At 52.4% G+C, this 24,926-nt stretch carries 27 protein-coding genes; 11 read left to right on the top strand and 16 right to left on the bottom strand.

All coding sequences use genetic code 11. The features are described from left to right. Positions 1-15: 15 nt before the first annotated feature. The 4 genes from ACR3EH_RS09720 to ACR3EH_RS09705 all read right to left on the bottom strand — a co-directional run bounded on the left by ACR3EH_RS09720 (position 16) and on the right by ACR3EH_RS09705 (position 3,036). Positions 16-450 carry a DUF1254 domain-containing protein gene (locus ACR3EH_RS09720; RefSeq protein ID WP_171188419.1) on the bottom strand — a complete coding sequence of 145 codons (435 nt, stop codon included), beginning with the start codon at positions 448-450 and terminating at the stop codon, positions 16-18. Between the two features lie 392 nt (positions 451-842). Continuing rightward, positions 843-1,322, bottom strand: a complete 480-nt coding sequence (locus ACR3EH_RS09715; protein WP_171676626.1) for a hypothetical protein — start codon at positions 1,320-1,322, stop codon at positions 843-845. A gap of 20 nt (positions 1,323-1,342) precedes the next feature. Further along, positions 1,343-2,383 (bottom strand): PLP-dependent cysteine synthase family protein, encoded by a 1,041-nt coding sequence (locus ACR3EH_RS09710; RefSeq protein WP_171676628.1) that lies wholly within the window; start codon positions 2,381-2,383, stop codon positions 1,343-1,345. 104 nt (positions 2,384-2,487) lie between these two features. Further along, a complete protein-coding gene (locus ACR3EH_RS09705) occupies positions 2,488-3,036 on the bottom strand; it encodes a DUF6512 family protein (protein ID WP_171676630.1) in 549 nt (182 codons plus the stop codon). A 231-nt stretch (positions 3,037-3,267) separates the two neighbouring features. Between ACR3EH_RS09705 and ACR3EH_RS09700 the strand changes: the two genes are divergently transcribed. After that, a complete protein-coding gene (locus ACR3EH_RS09700; protein WP_480634830.1) occupies positions 3,268-3,696 on the top strand; it encodes a c-type cytochrome in 429 nt (142 codons plus the stop codon). A gap of 418 nt (positions 3,697-4,114) precedes the next feature. Continuing rightward, positions 4,115-4,531 carry a c-type cytochrome gene (locus tag ACR3EH_RS09695; RefSeq protein ID WP_171676632.1) on the top strand — a complete coding sequence of 139 codons (417 nt, stop codon included), beginning with the start codon at positions 4,115-4,117 and terminating at the stop codon, positions 4,529-4,531. Between the two features lie 801 nt (positions 4,532-5,332). Here the strand turns inward: ACR3EH_RS09695 and ACR3EH_RS09690 are convergent. Continuing rightward, complete coding sequence (locus tag ACR3EH_RS09690; RefSeq protein ID WP_171676634.1) at positions 5,333-6,373, bottom strand: LysR family transcriptional regulator; 1,041 nt, start codon at positions 6,371-6,373, stop codon at positions 5,333-5,335. Between ACR3EH_RS09690 and ACR3EH_RS09685 the strand changes: the two genes are divergently transcribed. The 3 genes from ACR3EH_RS09685 to ACR3EH_RS09675 are packed head-to-tail and all read left to right on the top strand — an operon-like array spanning position 6,344 to position 8,379. Then, positions 6,344-7,186 carry an SDR family NAD(P)-dependent oxidoreductase gene (locus ACR3EH_RS09685; RefSeq protein ID WP_171676636.1) on the top strand — a complete coding sequence of 281 codons (843 nt, stop codon included), beginning with the start codon at positions 6,344-6,346 and terminating at the stop codon, positions 7,184-7,186. The two genes, ACR3EH_RS09690 and ACR3EH_RS09685, sit on opposite strands and share 30 nt — an antisense overlap. Beyond that, entirely contained in the window at positions 7,183-7,560 is a 378-nt protein-coding gene (locus ACR3EH_RS09680; protein WP_171676639.1) for a DoxX family protein, read from the top strand. The genes ACR3EH_RS09685 and ACR3EH_RS09680 overlap by 4 nt, the downstream gene beginning before the upstream one ends. Before the next feature lie 30 nt (positions 7,561-7,590). Further along, positions 7,591-8,379 carry a nuclear transport factor 2 family protein gene (locus ACR3EH_RS09675; protein WP_171676641.1) on the top strand — a complete coding sequence of 263 codons (789 nt, stop codon included), beginning with the start codon at positions 7,591-7,593 and terminating at the stop codon, positions 8,377-8,379. A 178-nt stretch (positions 8,380-8,557) separates the two neighbouring features. Here ACR3EH_RS09675 and ACR3EH_RS09670 read toward each other — a convergent pair whose 3' ends face one another. From ACR3EH_RS09670 to ACR3EH_RS09645, 6 genes are all read right to left on the bottom strand, one after another. Then, entirely contained in the window at positions 8,558-9,862 is a 1,305-nt protein-coding gene (locus ACR3EH_RS09670) for a mechanosensitive ion channel family protein (protein WP_171676643.1), read from the bottom strand. A gap of 132 nt (positions 9,863-9,994) precedes the next feature. Continuing rightward, entirely contained in the window at positions 9,995-10,747 is a 753-nt protein-coding gene (locus tag ACR3EH_RS09665) for a DUF3299 domain-containing protein (protein WP_171676645.1), read from the bottom strand. Between the two features lie 261 nt (positions 10,748-11,008). Beyond that, a complete protein-coding gene (locus tag ACR3EH_RS09660) occupies positions 11,009-11,389 on the bottom strand; it encodes a hypothetical protein (protein WP_171676647.1) in 381 nt (126 codons plus the stop codon). 24 nt (positions 11,390-11,413) lie between these two features. Next, positions 11,414-11,812 carry a hypothetical protein gene (locus ACR3EH_RS09655; protein ID WP_171676649.1) on the bottom strand — a complete coding sequence of 133 codons (399 nt, stop codon included), beginning with the start codon at positions 11,810-11,812 and terminating at the stop codon, positions 11,414-11,416. A 64-nt stretch (positions 11,813-11,876) separates the two neighbouring features. Beyond that, positions 11,877-13,268, bottom strand: coding sequence for a metal-dependent hydrolase family protein (locus tag ACR3EH_RS09650; protein ID WP_171676651.1), 1,392 nt, complete (start codon positions 13,266-13,268; stop codon positions 11,877-11,879). Between the two features lie 69 nt (positions 13,269-13,337). Further along, positions 13,338-14,699, bottom strand: coding sequence for a metal-dependent hydrolase family protein (locus tag ACR3EH_RS09645; protein ID WP_171676653.1), 1,362 nt, complete (start codon positions 14,697-14,699; stop codon positions 13,338-13,340). Positions 14,700-14,881: 182 nt separating this feature from the next. On the opposite strand from ACR3EH_RS09645, the gene ACR3EH_RS09640 reads away from it, so the two are divergent. The 6 genes from ACR3EH_RS09640 to ACR3EH_RS09615 all read left to right on the top strand — a co-directional run bounded on the left by ACR3EH_RS09640 (position 14,882) and on the right by ACR3EH_RS09615 (position 20,225). Then, entirely contained in the window at positions 14,882-15,907 is a 1,026-nt protein-coding gene (locus ACR3EH_RS09640) for a helix-turn-helix domain-containing protein (protein WP_171676655.1), read from the top strand. Positions 15,908-16,575: 668 nt separating this feature from the next. Next, positions 16,576-17,079 carry an aggregation factor core gene (locus ACR3EH_RS09635; protein WP_171187997.1) on the top strand — a complete coding sequence of 168 codons (504 nt, stop codon included), beginning with the start codon at positions 16,576-16,578 and terminating at the stop codon, positions 17,077-17,079. 13 nt (positions 17,080-17,092) lie between these two features. Then, positions 17,093-17,545 (top strand): TspO/MBR family protein, encoded by a 453-nt coding sequence (locus tag ACR3EH_RS09630; protein ID WP_171648760.1) that lies wholly within the window; start codon positions 17,093-17,095, stop codon positions 17,543-17,545. A gap of 11 nt (positions 17,546-17,556) precedes the next feature. After that, the gene (locus ACR3EH_RS09625; RefSeq protein WP_216600517.1) at positions 17,557-18,111 is read left to right on the top strand and encodes a CIA30 family protein; all 555 of its coding nucleotides are present in this window, start codon (positions 17,557-17,559) and stop codon (positions 18,109-18,111) included. A gap of 126 nt (positions 18,112-18,237) precedes the next feature. Continuing rightward, the gene (locus ACR3EH_RS09620; RefSeq protein WP_171676657.1) at positions 18,238-19,410 is read left to right on the top strand and encodes an adenylate/guanylate cyclase domain-containing protein; all 1,173 of its coding nucleotides are present in this window, start codon (positions 18,238-18,240) and stop codon (positions 19,408-19,410) included. 47 nt (positions 19,411-19,457) lie between these two features. After that, positions 19,458-20,225 carry an SdiA-regulated/phytase-like domain-containing protein gene (locus ACR3EH_RS09615; RefSeq protein ID WP_171187992.1) on the top strand — a complete coding sequence of 256 codons (768 nt, stop codon included), beginning with the start codon at positions 19,458-19,460 and terminating at the stop codon, positions 20,223-20,225. Between the two features lie 37 nt (positions 20,226-20,262). On the opposite strand, the gene ACR3EH_RS09610 is transcribed toward ACR3EH_RS09615, so the two are convergent. From ACR3EH_RS09610 to ACR3EH_RS09590, 5 genes are all read right to left on the bottom strand, one after another. Then, positions 20,263-20,712 (bottom strand): MarR family winged helix-turn-helix transcriptional regulator, encoded by a 450-nt coding sequence (locus ACR3EH_RS09610; RefSeq protein WP_171187990.1) that lies wholly within the window; start codon positions 20,710-20,712, stop codon positions 20,263-20,265. After that, positions 20,702-21,802, bottom strand: coding sequence for an Acg family FMN-binding oxidoreductase (locus tag ACR3EH_RS09605; RefSeq protein ID WP_171187988.1), 1,101 nt, complete (start codon positions 21,800-21,802; stop codon positions 20,702-20,704). Before ACR3EH_RS09605 ends, ACR3EH_RS09610 begins: the two co-directional genes overlap by 11 nt. A gap of 216 nt (positions 21,803-22,018) precedes the next feature. Continuing rightward, positions 22,019-22,696, bottom strand: a complete 678-nt coding sequence (locus ACR3EH_RS09600) for a GntR family transcriptional regulator (protein WP_171187986.1) — start codon at positions 22,694-22,696, stop codon at positions 22,019-22,021. Then, entirely contained in the window at positions 22,693-23,724 is a 1,032-nt protein-coding gene (locus tag ACR3EH_RS09595) for a Gfo/Idh/MocA family protein (RefSeq protein ID WP_171187984.1), read from the bottom strand. The genes ACR3EH_RS09600 and ACR3EH_RS09595 overlap by 4 nt, the downstream gene beginning before the upstream one ends. After that, on the bottom strand, positions 23,721-24,809 hold the full coding sequence (locus ACR3EH_RS09590; RefSeq protein WP_171187982.1) for an isocitrate/isopropylmalate dehydrogenase family protein: 1,089 nt from the start codon (positions 24,807-24,809) through the stop codon (positions 23,721-23,723). The genes ACR3EH_RS09595 and ACR3EH_RS09590 overlap by 4 nt, the downstream gene beginning before the upstream one ends. Positions 24,810-24,926: the final 117 nt, after the last annotated feature.

Genomic DNA, 24,926 nt, shown 5'->3' with positions numbered 1-24,926 from the left:
GTGTCTCTGCGACATCTAAATAACTTGTCGAAGAAGGCTACAACCTATGCGTTTCGAGGGAAACTCTCCCCGTGTAGTTAAAAGCGGAATGTTCACGTAGTGATCATAGCCTGTCACCACGAGCGAGACTTCGTTGGAGCCGAAGGCGGGCATCTCGAGGACCATCGGTTCATGCCGCAGATCGAGCAAGGCGTCGATGTAGAGCGTGTCGTTGTTCGGCCGCGCTGTGTTTTCGTCCTTTAGGGTCGTGTCCGCCTGTACCGTGTTGAAGCCGCCATGATCCGCCGCAATCTTATTGTTCACTTTGCACATCGCGACGTACTGGAAGGATTGCTCCACCATGTTGCGCAGCGCCGCATTATCTGGATCGACGATCGGGGCAAAAGTGGACGGAGTCATCGCTACAAGGAGCGCTCCAAAGGCCGCTGGTAGAAGGGATTTGTTGAACACTGCATATCTCCCATGATGCTTTTTTTCGCTGGGAATATCGAAATGTGCACTAATTTCTCTGGTGAGAAAAAAAACGTGCATCAAGCCGAATTGGAAGGGCCGCTTCGAGCTCGAAGCGGTCGCTCGTAGAATTTGGGCGAACGTCTGCTGTGTGGACAAAGCAGTCATTCGTAGAACCTCTAAAGACGAAGATGCAAATGCGTGATAGCTCCAGATTATGGCAACGACATCTGCGCGAAATCGACCATCCATTCCTTACACATTTGCCATTTTTTGTGTTCTTTCTGCTTCAATCTGTTTCGGCCTGGTTCCCTACTTCAGCCGCAGCCTAACCGAACAGGGCGTTGCACCCTAGGCCAGGCGCGTAAAACACCCGCTAGCGCTGCGCGGGCTTACTCTGGCGCCGAACCAACGGTTAAAATCTTCCCATTGCTCCAAACTAGCGCCTCGTAACAAACCTCGGCTCCTGCGCCTCCGCACCAACCACCGTCTCGTCCAATAAGCAGTATACGGTCAGGCCCCCAGTCAATAAGACGCCAACCCGTTGCCTGCCACGACATGATCTCACCGTCGACGATAAGACTGAGCATGCAACCCCCTGTTCCGCAGTACATAGAGGCAGCAGAAGAGCAGGAATACTGACTTCCATCTACGAGTTCAGCCTTAGCCGTGCTAAACTGTGAGCGCAGCTCGATCTCGGTCACAGCGTCACCCTGATCAAACTCTCCATTCTCGAAGTCTTTGCAATCAGCAGCCGCGCTTTCGATGATCTGTTGTGCTTCCTGGGAGGCGGCGAAAACTGTTGTGGCGCAAAACATCGCGGCGACCATTGATGCCAGAAGCGCTGCAAACAAAGATTTCACTCTTTTCATGCTGTCCTCATCGTTTGAATTCAGTGATATCCCGCCAAAGTAGCTTTGTAAGAGGCGGTTTCGCCGAAGTTTTCCATCACCCATTCCGGATCGTAATAGGTGTCGAGATAACGGTCTCCGTCGTCACACAGAATAGTGACAATGGAGCCAGATCGTCCGGCAGCCTCCATCTCTTGCGCAATTTGCAAAGCCCCCCAAAGGTTTGTGCCTGTTGATGGGCCCGCTCGCCGCCTGATCCGATCTTCAAGCCAGAGCATAGTCGCAATGCTTGCCGCATCGGGCACTTGGATCATCCGGTCGATTACATCTGCCAAAAATGACTTTTCCACCCTGGGACGTCCGATACCTTCAATACGACTTGAACAGGGGCGGGTCAGGGTCCTGTCTCCAGTTCGAAAGCTATCAAAAAACACTGAGTTTTCTGGGTCCACAACAACCAATTCACAGTTATAGCCCTTGTAGCGAATGTACCGCCCCAAAGTTGCTGAAGTTCCGCCAGTGCCCGCGCTCATCACAATAACCGATGGAATTGGATGTGGCTCTCGTTCCATCTGACGGAAAAGGCTTTCTGCAATGTTGTTGTTGCCTCTCCAATCCGTCGCCCGCTCGGCGTAAGTGAACTGATCCATGAAGTAGCCGCCGACTTCAGCTGCCAGTTCAACCGAGGCCTGGTGCATGTCCGGCGCCGCATCGACGAAGTGGATTTCCCCACCTTGGAACCGGATTAGGTCGATTTTGCTCTTGGCGGTAGATTTTGGGAGAACCGCGGTAAAAGGCACTCCGATCATACGGGCGAAGTAAGCTTCTGAAACGGCGGTGCTGCCAGACGAGGCTTCTATTACACGTGTCTCTTCCCTTATTTTCCCGTTTACAAGCGCATAAAGGAAAAGCGAGCGTGCCAGCCTGTGCTTGAGGCTGCCAGTGGGATGTGTACTTTCATCCTTGAGATAGATGTCTACGGCCTTCAGCCCCCGAACGGGAAGCTTGAAAAGGTGCGTATCGGCAGAGCGGTGAGCATCTGCATTGATCTTGGCAATCGAATCCGAAATCCAACGGTCCATGCCTCTACTCAAACGCCCTGTTTAGGGCCCGTCAAGCTTGGGAAAATCGTCTTTGAAATTCATGGGGATGCAAGCATGCGTCACCAATAGGACCGACTGTCCATCTAACGGGCAGGAATACCTATCGTGCCAGATTGTGCTTCAATGAACAGCCAGTGATTAAGAGGGAAAAATGTTAGGGTACTATAGGCGACGACTTGAACCCCAAGGAGAAACAAGCCGAATACATGAATGAGTGCAGGTATTTGATCTTCGTAAGCAAGCAGCAGAATTGACACGATCTGGCCGATGCAAATTGCTGCAACAAATATTCCAATATCAATCAACAAAAAGTTGCGCTCAAGTATCGCTGTGTATGCTGTGAATACTATTACAATCAAAATAGCAGTAATTGCGAGGCTAACTCCTTTAGCACTAAATACGTCCCTTCTTGTAAGTCGGGGTGGAAGCGGCATTAGGCAGGCCCAAAACAAGCCTGGCCAAAAAGCCAGTTTTAAGTGTTCCCAAATTGACTCGTTGACAGCTGCCACAAGCGCCATTGGCGTCCAACTTCCAAGCAAAACAAATGCAAAGTGCAGCCCGGACCCAAGTACGATCATTAGGACAGCCCCTATCGCTTCGAGCCAAACTATTCGGGACGAAGCTTCCAGCATGTTTGAATCTCCCAATCCTGATTGTCGAATACTCTGCTTAGATTCTCAAAAGTGAAATGCCCGCAGACATAGAAGGTCTAGGAATAGCTTTCACCCCTCCCTTGGTGAGCGGCAATGTCCAAGTTCTTATAAGAGTCTGTAAAGTTGACCCTTCCTGATTTTTAACCCCAGTTGCTGTCATTGCCAGGTGCTACAATAGACCGTAGGCTGGATTAAAAGCCGGGGTTGAGCATGCATGATAAAAGGTGGGTTATATTATCGGTTGGATTTATTGCTTTGGCCACAGCGTCGTGTACAGATCTGTATCCTGACGCCGACGTCATGCCCACTCGCGCTGATGGGGCAGCCTTTTTCTCAGAAAACTGTACTTCTTGTCATGGTGTGGATGGTAGAGGCGGTGGCCCGGCAAGCAGCGGTCTTTCCGTTGAGCCAACAGATTTGACAACATTGAGCGCGAAGAACGGAGGCACTTTCCCTCAAGCACGGGCCCTAAGCTACATCTATGGCGACCCAGGAAACAGCCATCTTGCTCGGGTTATGCCGGAATTTGGCGGGGAAATGGCGGAAGACCTGGTTCCGGTTGAAATCGAGGGTGTCTTGACGCCCACCCCGCGCGAGTTAGCAGGGTTATTGTTTTTCTTAGAAGGCATCCAACAGTAGATTGGAGTTCTTGGCGTTAGGTCAGTAATTGATCGTTTGCCCGTGTTCTGGACTTGCACCTTTTTTGACCCGGTGACAATTGCAGGCCTAGCATTGTGAAGCGCCGTGTTCTGCTAGGCGTAAGCAGTCACTCAAAATCATTTGGCCGAATTGGCGTGTCGAGTCCAATTCTGGCAGACTGCGAGTTGACATATGATTTATGTCAAAGAGTCGAGCGCCTTCACATGCTAAATTTCGAATGTTAAATAGTGAAGCTGTTCTGAGCTCGTTGCTGCCTGTCCCCATCAATCGGTTTTGGGCCACAGGATAGTAAATGTTATATGGTAAAGGACCGACGTTGACCGAGGGAAGATGTCGGTCCATTTCTGTTGTAGTAAACTCTCGTATTGCAAAGGACCTCCGGCTTATGAGGCACTTTATGATCGTTGCAAGCATGGGCATTAGTTCGGTTGCAACGACATCTGCGGCCGATGAGTTTTCGGACCTTGGGAAAGACCTCTTTGTTGAGCATTGCGCCAGATGTCACGGAATCGATGCGTCTGGAAAAGGACCTGACGCAGCTGATTTGAAAACTGATCCTGCTGATTTAACAAAGATTTCCGACCGTAGGGGAGGCGTGTGGCCCATGTTGGAGGTCATGTCGATCTTGGACGGTTATTTGAAAGTACAAGAACCTCGCGATGACATGCCGATAATCACCGAATTGAATGACGGCCCTGCTGTCGAATTCGATACGGGCAACGGCTTGGTTACGAGTATTCCTTCCAGACTTATCGAAATTGCTGAGTATTTGGAGAGTATTCAGTCTCCGAAGCCGGAACGATATGTTCCGTGAAGCTCTGATCCGCAGCTGAGTGCGCTAAAGAGCGCTGCACTGTGCTGCGTTGGGCGGGTGCCGTTTTTACCAAGAATCAACGAATAGCCGCTCAAAGTCCAAGGCGGACTACACAAATGCTCTTAACGATGGTTACGATGGTTGTCGTCATCCGAAGCTATCGGGGTGACCGGCAGATAAGCGCTACGGTTCAGCACTTTATTTTCATTGTTTGTGGGCGGCTTTCAAATTTGCGCAAAATCATTTCAACGCAAAGCGATCCCTGAGGCAGCCGCTAACAGCATTCCGCGTTGGGCCACTTGTCACCGGGGCCGATCCAAGACTCTATCGAGCTGCGACCAGTCGATGGTGCGCATTAGTTCTTTCACGGCCTCTGGGTCTACTGTTCTGTCTCGACCGCTGTGTTTTACGACGTGACGCACCAACCAAATACATAGGCTGGTGAGAACAAATGACAGGGTAAGGCTGATTAAGGTTTCGGTGCTCATAATGGAACTATATCATACATTGGTATTGATGTCCGGCCAGATGAGTGTCGAACCAACCCATCGCAATTTCCTACGGGCTGTTATGGCTCTCTTGAGACGGGCTTGATGTGCGCATTTCCTGGAATATTGCGAGTGGTCGCTTGGCTAAACAAAACTGCCGTTCCTAACTTCGAGTGCAGGGGATGCGCTCAGTCCAATGTAAAACGCCAATTTCAGTAGTTAGTGAGTCACAAGAAACCGCCAGCCAAGTATCACACCAGCATGAGCGATGCGCTGTGAGCCGACGCGAAAAATTTCTCCAGTTCTCTGGCCGCTAAACATCCAGCTGGCTGCGGATCCAGCTGAGAAGGGGGGATCGTGCGTCTCGCTCATGCCAAATTGCACGGATTCCCAATTCCGGCAGGGGAAAAGGGCAATCGCGCGTGACTAGGTTTTTGTTGTTGGTAGCAGCTTGGGCGAGCGTCTCCGGCACAAAAGCGATAAGACTTGTTCCTTCCAGGAAAGCCGGTTGCAGATGCAGACTATCTGTCACCAGCCCAACCTGGCGTGGGGGCAAGCCCTGATCCTTGCCATAAAGGTGAACTGGGTCATCTTGTTTGGTCATGAGGCTCAGCCTGACATGTGGATATAGAAAGACCGTTTCAGCATTCCAGCTGTTCAACGCTGGGTGGGTTCGGTCTAATAGGCACACAAGGCGCTCGCGCAGTAGCAGTCTTTGAAGGAACTTCGGATTTGCCTGAAGTCCAGCGCCAACGATCAAATCGGCATCGCCGGAATCGAGCATCTGGTAGCTGTGATCCGAATAGCTGTGAATTTCGAACGCGACCCCTGGTGCTTGCTTTCGAATACGCCGAATTGCGTTTGCAAGGAAACTGGTGGCAATGAAATCATGGGCATGAATTCGAATAGTTGCGCTCGCGTTTTCAGGTGAGAACGTCACCGGCGCAGTGAGCACGCCGATCTCAGAAAGGATCGTTTTCAACCGCGCCGCAAGGTCCAGAGTGCGCGCTGTTGGCACCATTTCGCGCCCTTGCTTGACGAACAGCGGGTCGTCAAACAGGCGTCGCAATCTTGCAAGCGTGTGGCTCATGGCAGGCTGCGTTACGTTCATTCGCTGCGCAGCACGTCCAACATGCCGTTCCGAAATGAGCGCTTGCAGGGATTTCAGTAGATTAAGATCAATTCCATCAATTTCATTCATACTAGGAAGAAATAATGATAATTTCCAATTATGTCTATCGATTGCCATTTTCCTCTCGACCACAAGAGGAACAGACAGATGAATATTCTGATCACTGGGGCCAGCAGCGGCTTCGGAAAAGAAATGGCCATCAGACTTGCAGATGAAGGTCATTCTGTATTCGCCGGAATGCGTGCTTTGAAGGGGCGAAACGCCGACGTGGCGACCAGCCTAGAGGCGACATCTGCGTGGATTTCATCCATTGAACTGGATGTTGGCAGTGATGGCAGCGTAGACAGCGCAATCGCCGATCTGATGTTAAAGCTGAATGGCCCACTTGATGTCGTCATTAACAACGCAGGGATCTATGTTGGAGGGCTCAACGAGACCATTTCTGCGGCTCGGTTTCAGAACATGCTGAATGTGAACGTTCTGGGACCGGTTCGCATTCTACGCGCCGTCCTTCCCAATATGCGCGCCCAGGGCTTTGGCACAGTGATCAGCATCACCAGCGACATGTCCAGGTTTGCTTTGCCGATGAGCGGTTATTACACGGCCAGTAAGGCGGCACTTGAGCTGGTCGCCGAGACCTATGCTCTTGAACTCGCCCCTTTGGGACTGGAATCCCTTATCGTTCAACCCGGAGTATTTGATACTGGTATAATGCAGAAATCGCCGCCAACGGATGAACCGGAACGCATGGCTGGATACGGCCCAACGTTGGAAAAAGCACAAGCGATGTCCGGACGCTTCACGGGGTTGGCGCAAAAAAGCTTTGTTGAGGCACCCCCTGCAATGGTTGCCGATGCCATCGCCGATTTGTTGAACCTGTCCTACGGCAAAAGACCGTTGAGAACTATTGTTGACCCGTCGGACATTGGCGCTCTGGCCAGCGCAATGAATGCTGCCGTAGCCACCAAGCAGGAGAGGTTTCAGAACGCTCTCGGCGCCGATTTTTCCTTCCCGGTTCAGGAGGCTGCGGAATGAATATGATCACCGTTTTCGTCGGACTGCTGTCCGTCTTCTTCCTCTTCGCAAGCTCGATCAAGATCTTCGGCTGGCAGAAGTTCATTTTCGAAACCCAACTGGCGATGTTCATCAAGTATGGGTTGAACCGGCAGATCATGGCCTTGGTCGGCGTGGTTGAATTGTTGGGCGCAGTCGCGATCTGGTTTCAGGGATCCTGGGTCGGAACTTTAGGCGCGTTGGCTATTCTTGGAACGTCTATCGGTGCAATTGGTTGTCATCTGATCTGGGATACCTGGAAAGAAGGCGTTCCCGCCATGGTCACAGGCACCTTGTCCGCTTTCGTAGTTTGGTCTGGCCGTGAAACGGTGCTGAGCATTGTTGGTATTAGCTAAAACCATTTCTATGACACAGGAGTGCATGTTGTGACTGACAGTATCCGCGTGGCAAATGCCAAGGGCCTTTATCTGGAAGGCATTCGTGACGGCAAAATGGCCGAGGCGCTCGATAAATTTACCGGGGATCGCTACACGCAACACTCAACGGGTGTACGCGACGGTAAAGAAGGTTTCATCGAGTTTTTCACGCCTTTTTTTAAGCGGAATCCGGTGCGCGACATCCAGGTTCTGCGTACTATCGAGGATGGAAACTTCGTATTCGTACATGTGTATCAAAGCCTCAACGGTGGTGAAGCGCAGTGGGTGACGGCCGATATCTTTGATACCGACGAAGAAGGTAAAATCGTCGAGCATTGGGATGTGATTGCCGCCTATAAATGGCCAACCGTCTCGGGCCGCAGCATGGTGGACGGCCCAACCGAAATCGAAGATTTCGATTTCACCGAGGCCAACAAGACCGTGGTGCAAGGGTTCATCGACAATGTCCTGATGGCAGGGCGTACCGATCTTGTGAATGACTACATATCGACCGAGCAATACGTTCAGCACAACCCAGAAATAGAAGACGGATTGGAAGCTTTCTCCATGCATCTTGGAGAGATGACAAGTGGCGGAAAAACCGCGCAATACGTCAAAGTTCACCGACTACTCGGCCAAGGAAATCTTGTGGTTGCTTATAGCCATGTAAAACAAGACGAGAACGTTTGGGCCGTCTTTGACTTGTTCCGGCTCAAGGGCGGAAAGATCGTCGAACATTGGGATGTTCAGGAACAGATCGGCCCGAAAGAGACTTGGAACAACTCTGGCAAATTCTAACCGGCTGGAAAGCCGACTCTACACATGCAAGTCGCCAAAGCCACGCACTTTTGCGCGTTGAGCGTGTGATAGCCTTGGGTTCTCTTCCTCGATGTTTGAACAGTGGTATTTGATTGACCCAGCGCGACACCGCAGATGCGCAGATTTGGCAGAATCCAGATTGCTAACGTCTTCAAGATTAGACCCCTTCCGCTGGTATCAGGTGAACATCGCGTTGCGGGAACGGAATGGATATGCCTTCCTGATCAAAACGTTCCTTTGCTTGCCCCGTTAGGTCCCAGTACACCGTCCAATAGTCATCGGATTTAGACCACGGACGGCAGAATATGTTGACCGAGTTGTCCCCCAATTCTCCAACAAATACCTCGGCTTTTGGCGAACTGAGGCAAAGATCGTGGTTTTTGACCAGTTCCTTCAAAACGGCAATGGCATGAGCGGCATTGTCAGAATATGCAATGCCAAACACGAGATCGACACGCCGCTCGTCTGATGCGCTTACATTGGTAATCACGTCCCCCCAGATTTTGCTGTTTGGAACAACGATGATCTGATTGTCGAATGTACGGATCTTTGTGGAAACAACGGACATCTCATCCACAAACCCGGATGATCCGCCGACTTCGATATAATCGCCGGTATCGAAGGGCTTGAGGACCATTATCATCAGGCCGCTTGCAAGGTTGCCCAGAGTTTCCTGCAACGCGAAACCCAAAATGAACGACAAGCCGCCGAATACCGCGAATAACGGTGTTACGTTCACGCCGAACAAGGCCAGGACAATCAGGATACCCAGCACAAAAACCGCCCAAAAAACTGCGGTGGCCAGAAACCTCTTTAACATTCGAGACAGTGTCGGAACTCTATCAAGACCGCGCTGTGCCATCCTGCGCACGAAGCGGGCAACAAACATCATCGTCCAGACAGCAACCAGAACGCCCAATACCCCAAGGACAATTCGCATCCCCCCGTCGAATGCGACCAGCCATGCGAAGGCGCTCTGCACCAGCGTCGTGAAATCAACCGACGTTATCGCACTGGTTTGAAGCGCCGAAAGGTAATCAAGATGGGGTTTGAGATCCTCAGGGGCTGCTCCTTTTTTTGACCAAGCCTCGAGAACAGTCCTATATTTTTCGAGCGTCGCATTTGAGGTCGCGACAAAAGCTGACAGTTCTAATCTCAGTTTGTCTTCGTTTTCCTTATTTGCTTTCTGCAAGTTCAGATTTATCTGGGCAAATTCTTCGGCCTGATTGCGAACATGAGTCTGCCAAGCAGCTGATGCATCGGACAATTCTTCGGCGGTTAATGGCACGACCAGTATTTCGAGTTCATCAACGGTCGTGTTTTCATCAACTGCCAAGGCGAAGAACTCAGTTTCCGCAGCGGATACTTCATCCGTTTCCTGGCCAAACGCAATGAATGGAAAGATAAACAGCAATGCGCAAAGGCAAAGATGCATGATCTGATTTCGGGGGTTCCGGTTCATTTTGAATGCTCCGTGGATGAATTTCGTGGCCACCCGAAGTGCGCCCTGTTTCACAATTTCGGCTGGGCGGGATTTTTGCAGTGGGCGACCGCAGACACCCGGCACCTAGCAACAAATCCAGCGAGGATTGCGTTAATCATCGTCTCTGGTAGCCCCGCCAGTCGCCTTGATCCTTCCCATCAGCACACTTGCCCTATTGGTTGCAGCCTCTTCGGAAATCTGGATTGGTCCAAAAGTCTGAACGTCATCGACCTCTAAAGTAAACGCAGCCTTCATGAGGACGGGTCCGTCAACAACCAGCATTTCCTTCTGCGTTTGCTCAATCCTGATTTGACCGGTCACAACGATGGGTTCGTAGACCGTCGAGGGCCTCCAGGAATCACTCAAGCGCAAGCGCACCATCTGGTTTGGTGGCGGAGGCGGTACGTGGCTGCACATTCCACGTTCCGGTACAATATATGCAGTTTGGGTGCCATCTTCGTTGGGGGGTGCCGGGATCACAAACCCGCCCAATGAAACGGTCACGCCATCGATGTCGACGTTGGCGGCCGTGCCCGCCTTCTCACGTCGTTCCATCACAACCCAGCGTTGGGAAATCAGCCAGTCAGCATCAACGCCTTCCTCAGCAAGAGTTGCTTCGGTCGCTTCGAGATCCTCTTGAATCTGGTCCAGCTGTTCTGGCGTCGACCCGCCTTTTTCTTGCTGCGCGCGCAACCGGGCCAATTTGCGAAGCGCGTTAAGCTGTTTGCCCGTCAATTCGACGAATGGATCTTCGTAGTTCTGAGCGGATTCATCGATCAGGTCTGACCACTCAACACGTGTGCCTTCCGAATGAACCGGCAAAGCCAGAAAGCACGCGGCTATTACTGCACAGGAAAGACGCATTATCATATGCTCCAAAGTTTCATCAGAACAGCGCCCATTGCCACTGGCTCTGACGGGTCATCATTCAGTTGCACCGGATTCCTGCGCGAGCAGGACGCGTGCTCACGAAAGGGTAGCAAGCGCAAAAAGTACAAGAAGGGCTTATCCATCGCTAGGCCTGGTGTCCGGGTTTTGAACTTGGGCCGGGGTTCACAAAATGATCGCCCCGGCCAGCGTCAGGACAAACGAGGTAGTTCTTGCCCTGAAACATCGTACTTTGGTCTAGTTGAGAAGATCGCCGACGATGCCGACCGCATCAACAACGGTAGACAGGTCATTCGTAACTTCGAGGACTTCACCATCGACCTGAATGTAGCGGTTTCCATTGCCCGGCTCCTTCAGCTTCCATTTGGAAAGGTCCCCAATATCCTCGAACTCCAGATCAGATGGGAGCTTGGCACCGCGCGTGTAGCGCTTGATCTGACCAGGCGGCACAGCCTTTGGGCCTTTGCCGGGTTTGTCTTCTATCTGAATGCTGACATCACCGTTCTTGCCCCCCTTGTTCGGCTTTTTACCCTTGTTGTCTTTGGCATGGGCATCGCCGCCTCCAAGGATGAAAAACACAACTGCTAAGGCTGCGAGAATTCCGTATGCGATCTTCATAGATTGTTCCTTTGCTTCCCAACTTCATTCGACCGGCGTTGAAAATTCCGGCACGCGCTTAAGGGCTTCGACCATGTCCCTGCTCGTCATCAGTTCGATGAACGTGTAGTCTTTCAGAACCCCTTGGCTCAGACGCGAAATATACATGGCCTGCACCATGCCCGGATCGTCTGGGAAACGGACGGTGATGTAGTTCTTTCCATCTGCCAGTCCCCAGAAATAGCTGATCATCTCACCACCCATTGCGGCGAGGGCAGCGCCCATGTCCTTTTCCCGGTCGGTCGGATTGTCGATCATGATTTGCCAGGCATCAGGGTTTGGTTCCCCGATCCCCAGGTAGTATCGGCTGTGGGTTTCTTCTGCTGATGCTCCGGCAACGCCTATTCCAAATACACAAAGAGTTACTGCGATTGCCCTGTTCATTGATCGCTCCTCTGTTCAGGATCGACGGCGCTAGGCGCAGCGGCCAATTTTCCGCATACTCTGCTCATTCGAGTGTATTCTTGTAGAAGACGCCGTCTTTCATGATCACGCGAATGGTCTCAAACCCTCGATCACGCGCGGGTGCATCAAACCACTTCGGATTTGCGCCAAGAACCGACAGGTCCTCCAGCGGATTTCCATCGACAATCAGGATGTCTGCATAGGCCCCTTCTTCGATCACGCCCAGTTTGTTGGGATAAGGGTTCCGACGCCCTGTCAGTTGGGCGAGTTCACCACCAGTCGAGGTCGCTGCAACCAGGAAAGCATGGTTACCCAGCAATTCAGCGAAGTAGTATTTTTCAAAGTCCCGGTGTGCGCGGCCAAACCCAATGGTGGACAGCACGGTGTCGACGTTATGCACGATCTTGGGCTTGTACTTTTTGATGTACTCAATGACGTTTTCTGACCCGACCAGATATTCTTCCAGTTTTGGTTTCACCGTCGGCATCGAGAAATTGGGATGGTCGAGCAGCGCCGGGTCCATTCCGGCCACATTCAGGGCCCAGAAGATACCTTCATCCGCAATGCGTTTGACGGTCTCCTCGCTCACCATCTGAGCGTGCTCCAGTGACTTGACGCCCGCGTCCAGAGCCATTGTGACCGTTTCGTCCGTATAGGCGTGGACAGTCACATATGTATCAAAGAAGGACGCAGCCTCGACTGCTGTCGCAATCTCATCAACGTTGTAGGCAACGGACCAAAGCGGATCGAGTTCGGATGACACGCCGCCACCGGCCATCAGTTTCAGGAAACTCGCCCCGTGCGCGAAGTTAAGCCGCGATGCCTTCCGGATTTCCTCGGCACCATCAGCAATATAGGACAGGTTGAACGTATTGGCGACGTCGTCCGATCCCATGTTGAAGGTTCGCTGCTCGGGGTTTCGCCAGTCACCGTGCCCGGATGTCGGGCCGATGGCCGCACCTGACGCATAGATGCGCGGGCCGTCTACAATCCCTTTGTCTATCAGTTCACGCAGACCTGATCCCATTCCACCGGTATCCCGCACCGTGGTGTAACCATCGTAGAGATAGTCGCGGGCATTTTCAGCCGCGGTGGCCCCGATCTGATCCCATTTGGCGGCCTGAAGACCCGAGAAGGATTGCACGAGCCCTGTAGCGTAGAGATGCACGTGACTGTCAATCAACCCTGGCATCAGCGTGCGACCACCCCCGTCAACAAGCGTTGCGTCGGGCGCATCAATACCGTCGGTCGAGACTGTCTTTATGAGATTGCCTTCAACCAGAACATTCGCGTTTTCGATCCGCTCTTCACTAATTCCGTCAAAGATATGCACATTGGTGAACAAGGTTTGCGGGAGCGCGTCCTGCGCCAACGCGCCGCTTGCTGCCAAGGAAACAAATCCAGCGATTGCTGTCAGTGAGGCCAGTGTTTTCACGTGTCAGTACTCCCATTTGTCAAACTAAGGGGGCGCGGGATGTCGAGGTAAATTCACCCCGCGCGACACTCAATCGAGTGTATTCTTGTAGATCACGCCATCTTTCATGATCAGATCGATGTTGTTGGTGTAGTCGACCAGGATCTCGGCATCCTCGACCGGGTTCCCTTCCACAAGCAGCAGGTCGGCGTATGCGCCTTGTTGGATCACGCCCAGCGGGCCTGCTGTGTAGGGATTGAGTTTTCCAGACAGTGCCAGAAGTGCGGCCGATTTGGACGTGGCTTGTTGCAGGATTTCGTACGAATTCCACGCCTCCAGCCGATATTTGAACTCATCGTTTTGCTTGGTCAGTGCGACGGGATCGCCGATAATGTCGGTTGAGAAAGCCACGTTCTCGATCCCAAAGTCTTTGATCAATTGCATCTGATTTCGTGCACCCGCTTGCACGCTGAGGAACTTTTCTGCGGCCCCTGGCCCAAGCGCGGAAATAACGGTTTGTTCGTCCAGCCCCAAAAGAGAGTAGAACGGAACGATCCAAGCATCTGCGTCCTTGATCGCTTGAGCCCCGACTTCGGTCATCAGTTGTCCATGTTCAATGCTGATCACACCCGCCTCAATCGAGCGCACGATGGATTCGTCTGTATAGGCGTGAACCATGACATAGGTTCCCCAATCGGCAGCGGCCCGAACCGACGCTTCCAGCTCTTCCGGCAGACCTTGAACGGTGTGTAACGGATCAACCTGAGAGGAGACCCCTCCGCCAGCCATCACCTTGATCTGGACAGCGCCAAGGCGCAGGGCTTCGCGGGTCGCGCGCAGCGTTTCCGGCACGCCATCGGCCAGGAACTCCAGGTGCTGGTTAAAGAAGGATGGTTGCGCCCCCATGAAATTGGGATGGGGTTCGGTGTAGACGCGATGTTCTCCATGCCCCGAGGTTTGCGAGATCACAGGACCAGAGGCGTAGATACGCGGGCCAACGGCCTTACCCCGATCAATCGCTTTTTGAAGACCAATTGCCGGGCCGCCCGCATCCCGAACTGTGGTGAAACCCCGTAGCAGCATTTTCTCAGCTTCAATTGTTGATACTGCACCCCAGTACATCCAGTCGAAGTTATCGCGCAGGTCCGCCACCGGTTCAGTGACCGTCATATGCACATGTGCGTCGATCAGGCCCGGCATCAGGGTTCGACCACCACCGTCAATGATCTGGGCATTGGCGACGGCCAGCGGTTCCGCTGATACGTCTGCGATCAGGTTGTCCACGACCAGAACGTTTGCGTTCTCAAGTCGTTGTTCATCGACACCGTTAAATACGTGCACATTGGTAAAGAGGATCGGAAAGCTTTCTTCCTGCGCCAAACCTTGGCCCGCGAATGCCAGGCTTGCAGAAAAGGCTGTCGTGGCCACCAGGTGTTTGAATTTCGGTGTCATTGAGGCCCTCCAAATACGAATCACAGATGTATGTTTCTGAATATGATTTTAGAGTGATTGCCGGATTTTGCCTGACAGTATGGCAGGCTGCGCCAAATTGATTTGGCATTCTGCATGCTTTTGGCACCTTTTTGTTTGTTTTCTGTCTTTCTGTCGTTACCTTCATGATATTTGAGGGCTGCATGGACGCCTTTGACCAAAACACCAAGAAGGCCTTGCCGTTGGTTCGGGCATCGGTTGCTGCACCGGTGGTAGCTGCTTTGCGTGGCGCCGGTGTTGAACCAGCCTTCGTTCTGGACCCTCTTGGCGTGAGCGAAGTTCAGGTGATGGATCGCCAGAATTTCCTGCCGCACGAAACGATTTATAAAATCCATCAAGCCGCTGCTGACGCAACATCACCGGACTTCTGCGCGCAAGTTGGTCAATCAATCGACCTTGTTCGGTTTTTGCCTCTTGGTGACATGTTGGCCGAGGCGTTGACGCTGGGTGACTTCTTTACGCGCTACACTCAAGCCGTCTCGAAAGAATCCAACGCGGTCACACAGTCTATGCTTGTGGAAGGCGAGCACGCTTATTTCAGTGCCAAGCGGAATTTCAAGTTTTCAGTTTCGCCGGGACAGACCGACGCATTTCTAGCGAGCATTTGGATATCATTACTGCACCGGGTTCTGGATTTTAGGTGGGACCCGAGCCAGATCATTTTACGGGTCAGCGAACCTGACGTGCTGCCCAAGCATTTTCATGGTGTTCAAGCCATCAAGTGTAGCCCTCAGGGCTTTTCGATCCGGTTTCCTTCAACCTGGCTGAGCCATAAGTTGCTTTCGGAAACGTTGGAAAACCCGTCAGACCTGACAAGCGTTACCCTCGACCAGCATGCGCCTCAAGATTTCTTAGCCGGGCTTCAGGGCCTGATCCGGATTCATCTTGGTGAGCCGGGATTTGGTGTAGACGAACTGGCGCGCCTATGCGGTTTCCACCGGGAGACATTGAACAAGCGGCTGGCCCCATATGGGCAATCAGCCTCTCAGGTCGTATCTGGTGTCAAACTGGAAGAAGCTAAGAAGCTGCTGGGTCCGGCAGGGAAGTCCGTTGGTGAGACTGCACTGCGGCTTGGCTATGCAGACTCCACCGCGTTTTCGAGGGCCTTCCGAAAATGGTCTGGAATGTCCCCGTCAGCTTATAGGAATTTGGTGAAAGCGCGGGCCTGACCATCTTGTAGCCAATGCTGGTCGAGGTTCCTGAGTTCATGACAAGTTGTACCAAACAGTGCTCTTGATGCTTGGTAAGAAGATCGGTGAACTAATCCCAAGTAGTTGCCAGTAACCTTGCATCCTTCTTATTGGGGTTGAATTTTTTTGATCGAAGTGCACTTTTGATTGAGGAATGATGCTTTTAGTTGACTGGTTTGCACGACAACTACCAAAAATTGAACGAGCTTTTTCAACAGTGCAAAGTTATGGGCAAATCGTGCAATCTTATGCGCAAACACCGCGCAAAATTATAGGCGAGCACACACGAATTTCCTGAATGAAATCAATAGCAGGAGCGCAGCGTTATGAGCGCGCCTACACCGGTTGAAGAAGATCACGTTATTCTGCATTGCCACCAAATCTGGCCTGATGGTCTCAAGTGCGCAGGGATAGATATTTTTCGCCTGGATGCGACGGGAAGGTCGTCGAGCACTGGGACGTTCTTCAGGAAGTTCCAGCAAACGGCGAGAATGAAAACGGCATGTTTTGACTTAACCGTTCTGACAGCGGTGCATGGAACTTCGAAAGGTCCTGACGGCTAAACCACGATAGTCAAAGGGCATAAGTCTGATCCAAGAAACCCGCCGACGCGTATCTATCAAGAACCCATTAGGAAAGAGATAGATATGCTCCCGAAGAGTATTATTGCGGCGACCCTTGGATTGTTTGCAGCCACTTCGCTTCAAGCTGGAGTACAAATTCGCTTTATAGAAGGCGCGCCCAAAGACCGTTTTGTTTTGACAAATGTCGGAGCTTGCGAAGTAGAAGCCTCGACCCTCAAAATTGACTTGTCGCAATCTGCCGGGCGTCTGATTTTCGACGTTTCCGAAAAGGGCGCTGGTGTCGAGGTCTTCCAACCGCTTGAATTCGTTGAGGGTGCGGATGCTCTGCGGCAAATTCCTGCGGTCGTGGATGGGCAAGATACAATTGAACTTGAGATTGCCTCCCTCGCAGCAGGTGACAAACTCGCCTTTACCATCGATGTAGATGACACTATCGGGCAACGGGAAATCACCGTAACTGGGTCGGAGATCGAAGGCGCCACGGTGTCTTATACTGATGCGGATAAGACCAGCACGGCGACCTTTTCTTCTGAAGCGCTTGTTAACGTAACGACCAAGGACTGCTGAAAGCTATCCTACAATGTCGAACTGGTTGATCCGCATAGCATTCCTTGCGCTTGTGGTGGGCGGCGGCATCCTGATCGGGACACTGACTGCACCTGGCGAATGGTACGCGCAGCTTTCTAAGCCGGCTTTCAATCCACCAAATTGGATTTTTGGACCGGTTTGGACGGTGCTATATGTTTTGATCGCTTTGGTTGGTTGGCATCAGTTTGAAACAGACCGGAGCTCGACCGCCATGAAGCTGTGGTGGGCGCAGATGGGTCTGAACTTTTTGTGGTCCCCAACCTTTTTCGTACTGCAACTGCCATGGTTTGCCTTTGTCGTCATTGTCGCGTTGTTGGCTGTCATCGTCATGTTCATAGCTCAGGTCAGGACTTCAGATCGGGTTTCCGCACTGGCCTTCCTGCCGTATTTTGCATGGGTCGCATTTGCCACGGCACTGAACCTTTCCATTGCGATACTGAATTGAGAAGGATCGATATGCGTGCCAACTTCATTGGGCTTGTTTCAGGTTTTGTTATCATCGGATGCATGATGGCGCAGGCTGATGTAAAACTGACTGAAGACTTCTCCAAGTCTCCAGAGATGCGTTGGGACTACGTTGCCGACACCGTCATGGGAGGAGTTTCTTCAGGGCAGGTGCAGTTTCGTTCGGAAGGTAATGTTGCATTCGCGCGGCTGACCGGAACTGTGAGTACAGTAAACAACGGCGGCTTCATCCAGTTCCGACGCAAGTTGCCTGATCGGCCAGGTACGGGTGTATCAGGCGTCAGGCTATTGGTCCGGGGGAACGGCGAGCAATACTTCGTCCACCTTAGAACACGTGGCACGGTGCTTCCGTGGCAATACTATCAGGCCGCGTTTGCAACTTCTAACGAATGGACAGAAATCTATTTGCCTCTGTCAGGCTTCAAGGCTTCAGGTGCCATGTTACGCGCTACTCCCGCTGCAGACGCAATCACCTCAGTTGGAGTTGTAGCCTACGGGCACGATCACGAGGCCAGCGTAGACGTCAGCGAGATTGGATTCTACTGAAGTTCGCCCAAGCGAGGGGCTGCAATTTTCTGTTCAACCAATCAGATCAGGCGGCTCAAAAAATGTAAGCGACAATGCAATTCCAATAGTCTTTGCTCATCCTTTGCAAGCGATTAACTTGGGTACATGGAAGAAGTCACTCGACTAACCAAATGGATGATTACAGAAGGTCGTCGCTCCGGCGATCCCGTAAAGGTGGTGTCACAGTTTTGTTCCTCCTTGGTCGAAGCCGGAGTTCCGCTGTGGCGAGTAAACATTGGCCAGCGCTTTGCCAATCCACTGCTTATTGCTTGGGGCGTGGTTTGGACGCCCAACGGCACCGACAGCTACGATGTCACCCATGAGACGACGTTGACGGATGGTTATGTTGGGAGCTCATTTGAGTATATTCTGGCGAATAGAAAGCCGCTTCACAAAAGTCTTCGGCAACTGGACTCAGAAACAGAGCATTCATCCTATTTGGAATTTGCAGAGCAAGGCGGCACCGACTACTACGCTACTTTGCTTTATTACGGAGATGGATCGCTGCATGGTTGCACGTTCATTACACAGGCGCCGGATGGGTTCTCGCCGGAGCATCTAAGGCTGATTGAAGCGGTGTTACCTGCCCTTTCTTCCGCTCTGGAACCTGTGACGATGCGAAAATCGTCTAAAGGTCTACTTCGAACCTATTTAGGAGATGGACCTTCCGAGGCAGTCTGGAGCGGAAACATCAAGCGCGGTGAGCGAACAACTCTGGATGCCGTGGTTATGTTCTCTGATCTGCGAGGCTTTACGGCACTTTCCGAAACCTCTTCGGAAGAAGAAGTCTTCAACACGCTCAGCGACTATTTTGATCTGGTGGTCAAAGCCGTAGAAGACAACGGTGGAGACGTCCTCAAGTTCATGGGTGATGGCATCCTGTCGATCTTCACTGTTGAAGCTCAAAAAAACCATGCCGACCGTTGCAGAATGGCGGCTCTTGCAGCGCAGAGTGTGCTGAGTGGTTTGGAAGTTCTCAACACTAGACGAGACGAGTTCCAAAAACCGCCCTTGGACATTGGAATTGGGATCAACGTTGGGCAGGTCAGCTACGGTAACATCGGCAGCCCCGGCAGGCTTGATTTTACGGTTTTGGGCGGTGCGGTGAACGTCGCAAGCCGAATTGAAAACTTAACAAAATCAATTGGTCAGAGAGTGTTGGCGACGGTAGCCATTGCAAGTGCTGCACCGAACATGTTCGTTAGCTGTGGGGATCACGAAATACGTGGCCTTGCTCAGCCTATCGAGCTGTTCTTTCTCACAGAAGGGGCGCAATAATCAGGTATAGTTTTTTGAAACATCATACCTTTCCGGGAGCATCCAGAGTGTTTGCAAGAACCATAGCATTCCTGATTTTCGCTGGGACTGTTCCGGCTATTGCATTACAGCTTCGCGAAACTGGGCGCTACGAGCTCAACCAACCCGCAAGCCTTGACTATGATCCAACGTTTTGCGGTTTGTGGATCGCAAATGAGGGGCCCGAAGCAATTCTCGTTACATTGCAAGGCGATGAATTGCGCCGAATATCCAGCGATCTCTTTCGGATCAAAGCAATTGCTGTTGAAGGGGATCACTTGTTGCTGGGTGATGGTCTCGGCAGTCTTCAACGTGTCACCAAGGATGGATCACGCCTAGGAGCGCCTTTCGAGTTGGAAGGTGGGTTCGCGGATACCGAAGGCATCGCGATCAATGCCCAGGGGCAGATCGTGACCGTAGAAGATGACCCGGAACGGTTGTCGTGGTTCACTTCAGAGGGTGCTTTGACGGCGAGGTTGGATACCATGAAGCTCTCTCCGCCCTTGAGCGAGGCGCAGGGCATCGCGATTGACCCGCGTACCGGCCACATGCTGATAGTTGACGACTGGGAAGGGTCAAACAGCCTGTATGAGTTCACGGCAGGTGGCCAACTTCTCGCCCAGCAAAGCTTGTTGGAATTCGGAACCGACCCAGAAGGCATCGCCATTAGGCCGGGATCCAACCAACTGTTCGTGGCATTTGATGGTGGCGCAAAGATTGTGACATTTGACTACACGCCCACCTTGCCAGAAGGATCACCGCCGCTGCCGCCGGGCGCGGATTGTATGATGTTCTGAGAGCTTTTCTGTTTGCTTGGGCCGACGCAGGTTTCCGCTAGTCGCGCTCACTGTCCAAGGTTTCGCGTATGAGCGTCAGATTAGGCAGCGATTCATGGAACGGTTCAGGCCCGAGTTCGGACAAAACCGGACCAAGAGCTGTCGACATCCGATCCATACAAGTTTTCAGAAACTCTGCGCCATGCGGCGTCGACCGGACAATTTTCGAACGCTTGTCCTTTGGGTTGGTCTCAAGAGTAATCAAGGTATGATTTTCAAGGCTGGCGAGCATATGCGTCATCGAAGTCTTGGGCACCTGAAACGCGTTTGAGAGTTGCAGTGGGGTTTCGCCTTCGGGACGCCGGACCAGGTGGCCCAATATACCAAATTGGGTTGCGGTCATTCTTCCAGGTAAGAACGCCTCAAGCTTGGTCGAGATCAACTGATTGATGATCCCGACCTCGGTGAAGAACCGGTAGACTTCGTTGGTCTCATCTTCAGGCTTCATTCAGAATTCGTGTCTCCAGCGGCCAGCGGGGTGTGGCAATCGGTTCAGGCCCATACCCCAAACGCAACAACATTTGCACCGTGTGGCCCGGTGACGCAAGAAGCTCATGCGCGAGAACGTATTCATCGGCCATCTCAGGATACTCCTGAAGGGCCTGACTGACCGGATGTACGCCCAGGCCCATTTCGGTTGTCTTCAAGTAAAACCGCATCAATTGACGACCGGCATCAAGTTGATCGCTTCGCGTGTTTGTGGCTGTCGTGAGGACTGCGTATTGCGGCGTCGCGTCGAGCATGGCGAAGTAGCCTCGCATGTGTGACTGAGTGCCTGGGTGGTCAACGTTCATCAGGGTTTCATTGTCCAATAGGCCGGTAAGTCGCAACGTTTCCAGCATGGGATCGCGTAATTCAATCCCGTCCGGGTTGGCGTTGATTTCTGCTTTCCCGATCCGCATCAGGTCGACGGATTCTTTCAAGGTCTGCGGGGTTCGCATTTCGATTTCGAAAGCGCGTTTCGTGAGGTCTCGAATACGGGTCACCAAATCTTCATCGGTAATCAGGGTGGCGTAGTTTTCAAGGACCGACACTTCCGTCTCGGACAGCCGCTGTTCAGTGTACGGTTCCTTGTTTGAATGTCGGTTGAGGATTTGATCTGAGAGTGGATCGGGTGCTCCGCCAGGAACGAACACTGCTTCTGCGATGGGTCCGTCATCTCCATCGGGCAGTAACGTGACCTCGGTATCAAATCCCTGCGCACCTGCTGCCAGTACCATCGTCTCAACAAATGCACCGAGACCAATATAGAGCTGGCGGTGGTAAGGATCGGTTTCCGGAAGCTCGCGATCAGGATCACGGTGGATGCGCACCTTGTCTTGCCCAACGAACTCGACCAGCCAAGGTTGCAAGTTGTGTGGATTGGGGGCGAGAATCGCGTAGGACAAAGCAGCCTTGCGTGGGTCGTTATACGGTTTTGGCGTCCACGGAGCCAACGCTTCATGCGGCGTGCGTGTAGCGAGGAACGCGACCGCGCCCGTTGCCGCCAGAATTGTGCCTCCGCCTAGAATCTTGAGAAAACGTCTTCGATTTGGCATCTTGAGTCTCCGCTAGTACGATATCGAACTAAATTAATTCGAAATCGTACTATTACAACCCCAATTGATGCAGTGATTGGTTGAGTGACCATGAAAAAAGAATATTAGAGCCGCCGGACGCAACCGCCGATTACCGCGGTGGACAAGTACTCGGAGCGCCTTTGGTGCCGAAAAGAAGCAGTTATTTTAGTTGATTAACGACTGGATGCGAGAAGATCAGAGGCTGTTGAGTCGGTGCTTCTCGAGTATCCCGCAAAGCATAGCCTGCGCTTGCAGCCTGTGCTCTCGATGACGTTCACGGGCAACACCCGGTCGACCTTCACTAATCGCTTGAAAAACAACCCGGTGATCTTCATTGGATTTGACGGGTAGGGGCCTGATGAACAACGTCGTTGCGCGTGCGCGGCGCACCTGGTCGCTCATCATTGCAACAATCGCTTCGACCCGTTTGTTGCCGCCCAACCGAACGAGTTCCTGATGAAACAACTCGTCGGCCTCGGCCCAGGCTTCAAGGTCTTCGGCTTCGATGGCTTGATCCATCTTTGCAATTGATCCAGCAAGGACCGCCAGTTCATCTTCGGAATAGCCCGCTTCGGCAGCGCGCTGTGCTGCGAGACTCTCGAGTTCCGTCAGTATGTCGTAGATTTCACGCATATCATCTGATGAAACAGGCAGTATTCGCACGCCCTTTCGGGGCCGCATTTCAAGCAAGCCCTTACTTTCCAACATCAGCGCAGCTTCCCGTATCGGGGTGCGGGACATTCCAAGGGTTTCCGCGAGTTCCGATTCCAGATGGTCAGTTCCGGCTGCAAGTTCGCCGGACAGGATCATCTGTCGCAAATCCCTAACAGCGCGTTGCGTATTGGAAAGAGTTTTTGCGTCCTGATCCTTCACGGCGTCTCCAGGTTGATCTTTCGTCCCTCCGCAGCCGAGAGATAGATGCTCTCTTCGATGCGGATCACGTCCAAATAGTTTCGAGCCGTGTTTTCCAGCGGCGTACCCTTTACAAGGCCTGAAACGACGTGACTTTGCAAGGCGTGGACGCAGTCTCCTCCAAAACCATCATGATCGCTTGGAGGTAGAATCTGCTGTCGCTCCTGTTTTCCAAAACCGCGGAGTTCTACTGAGCCGTCGCCGTAAAGAACTAGTGATCCTTCCGTTCCTTCGATGAGAGCTTCGCCCATGGTTTGGCGCAGGTTTTCGGCACTGTGGTCAAGGCATCTGTTGCCATCGAACAGAGCTTTCAAACCGTTGGGGTGGTCAAACAGGATGTAACCTGCATCCTCGCCCGAGATAACGGGGTTAACTTGGCGCAAGTCCGCATAAACTGCACTGGGCGCATCGAATAAAAATCGGAATGTGTCGACCCAGTGAACCGCTGTTTCATGAACGAGGAAACGCGGCATTTCCTGAAAGTACGGCTGCCGGTCAAGGTAGGCTCGTGGTCCCTGTCCGTCGCCGGGCCGAAGCCGGAAAGTCGCTTGTAGCGGTGTCCCAATTCGACCCTCGACCATCGCCTGTTTGATTGCGCGATACCAGGGCTGAAAGCGAAAATTCTCATGCACGACAATAGTTGCGCCTTCCAATTCAGCCTCGGAGACGATCTTCTCCGCTTCGTCTAGAGACAGGCAAAATGGCTTTTGGCAGATCAAGCACTTTATTCCGGAGCGCAGTGCTGTTCGGATGGCGTCGGCCTGCGCCACTGGTGGTAGGATGATGTCCACGAGATCAGGTTCTTCGATCTCCAACATTTTCGACAAATCGTCGTAAGCCGTCAGTCCTGTTTCTTTCGCCTTGTTGATATCACGGTTGCAGGATGCAATCGGAACCGCTCCGGGCATTCGGGACCAGCTTTCGTAGTGAAACTTGCTGAAATACCCTGCACCCACACACGCGACTCTGATGGTTTTTCGAGTATTCATGCCCGAAATGCTTCCAATACCGATGAGGCTGCGTCCTGCGTTCCGGCGGTGCCACCTAGGTCACGCGTCAGGTTCTGTCCGTTTGCAGTCACCTTTTCCACGGCTTCACGCAACCGTTCGCCGTCTTTGGACAGGCCTGGGTGATCATGGGTCAACCCCAACCATTCAAGCATCATTGCTGCGGACAGGATCATCGCAAAAGGATTGGCTACACCCTGTCCTGCAATGTCTGGAGCGGAACCATGGCAGGGTTGGAATACAGCGTGATTCAACCCGATATCCGCTGACGGAGCCAGTCCAAGACCGCCCATAAGACCTGCACCAAGGTCGGAGAGGATGTCTCCGAACATGTTCTCGGTCACCAAGACATCAAACTCCCAAGGTTTTTGGACCATCCACAGTGCGGTGGCATCAACATAAGCATGGTCTGCCTGCAAATCGGGATGGTGGGCGGCTTCTGCATCAAACATCGATCTGAAGAATGCAAAGGCGCGGAATACATTGGCTTTGTCGACACATGTAACTCGACCCTGACCGCGCCCGGTTCTTTTGCGGTTCTGGGCGAGTTCAAACGCGAAACGGAACAGTTTTTCGGACACCTCACGAGTAATCAGCAGAGTTTCACGTGCTTCGTGTTCGGTAACTTCTCCAGCGCCTTGAGTGAAGAACAGTCCTTCTGTGCTTTCGCGTATCAAGACAAAGTCGACCTCTTTTCCGGGAGGCAGCGCCAAGGGGGTCATTTGTCCGCTTCTTACCTTTACTGGACGTACACCAGCGAAAAGTCCCAGCTGCTTTCGCAGATCAATCTGCGGTGAAATCTCGGTTCCGTCAGGATATCGAACATCCGGCAAGCCCATTGCAGACAGCAAAATCGCGTCAGCGTTGCGCGCAGTTTCGAGTGATCCAACCGGAAACGATTCTCCAGTTTTGGCGTAGTGGCCTGCGCCTGCCGGAGCGTCTGTAAACACCAGTTCGTAGGAAGGACTGCCGCGCGAGAGCTGACGCAGGATTTCAAGCGTAGGGGCCATAATTTCAGGGCCGATCCCGTCGCCGTGGAAAACTGCCACATCATAATTCTTTTTCATCTTAGCCCGCTTCCTTCCCGTTTCGCATTCATAGCGCGATAGCAGCTTTCACTACAGTCCGTTGACAATGCATTCTTTAATGTATACGCAAATAAATGCAATAATAAACGCAAAGCT

Source organism: Ruegeria sp. BG7 (assembly GCF_056535685.1).
Note: the sequence above shows the minus strand (reverse complement) of the source record. Positions and strands in the feature narration are given on the sequence as shown.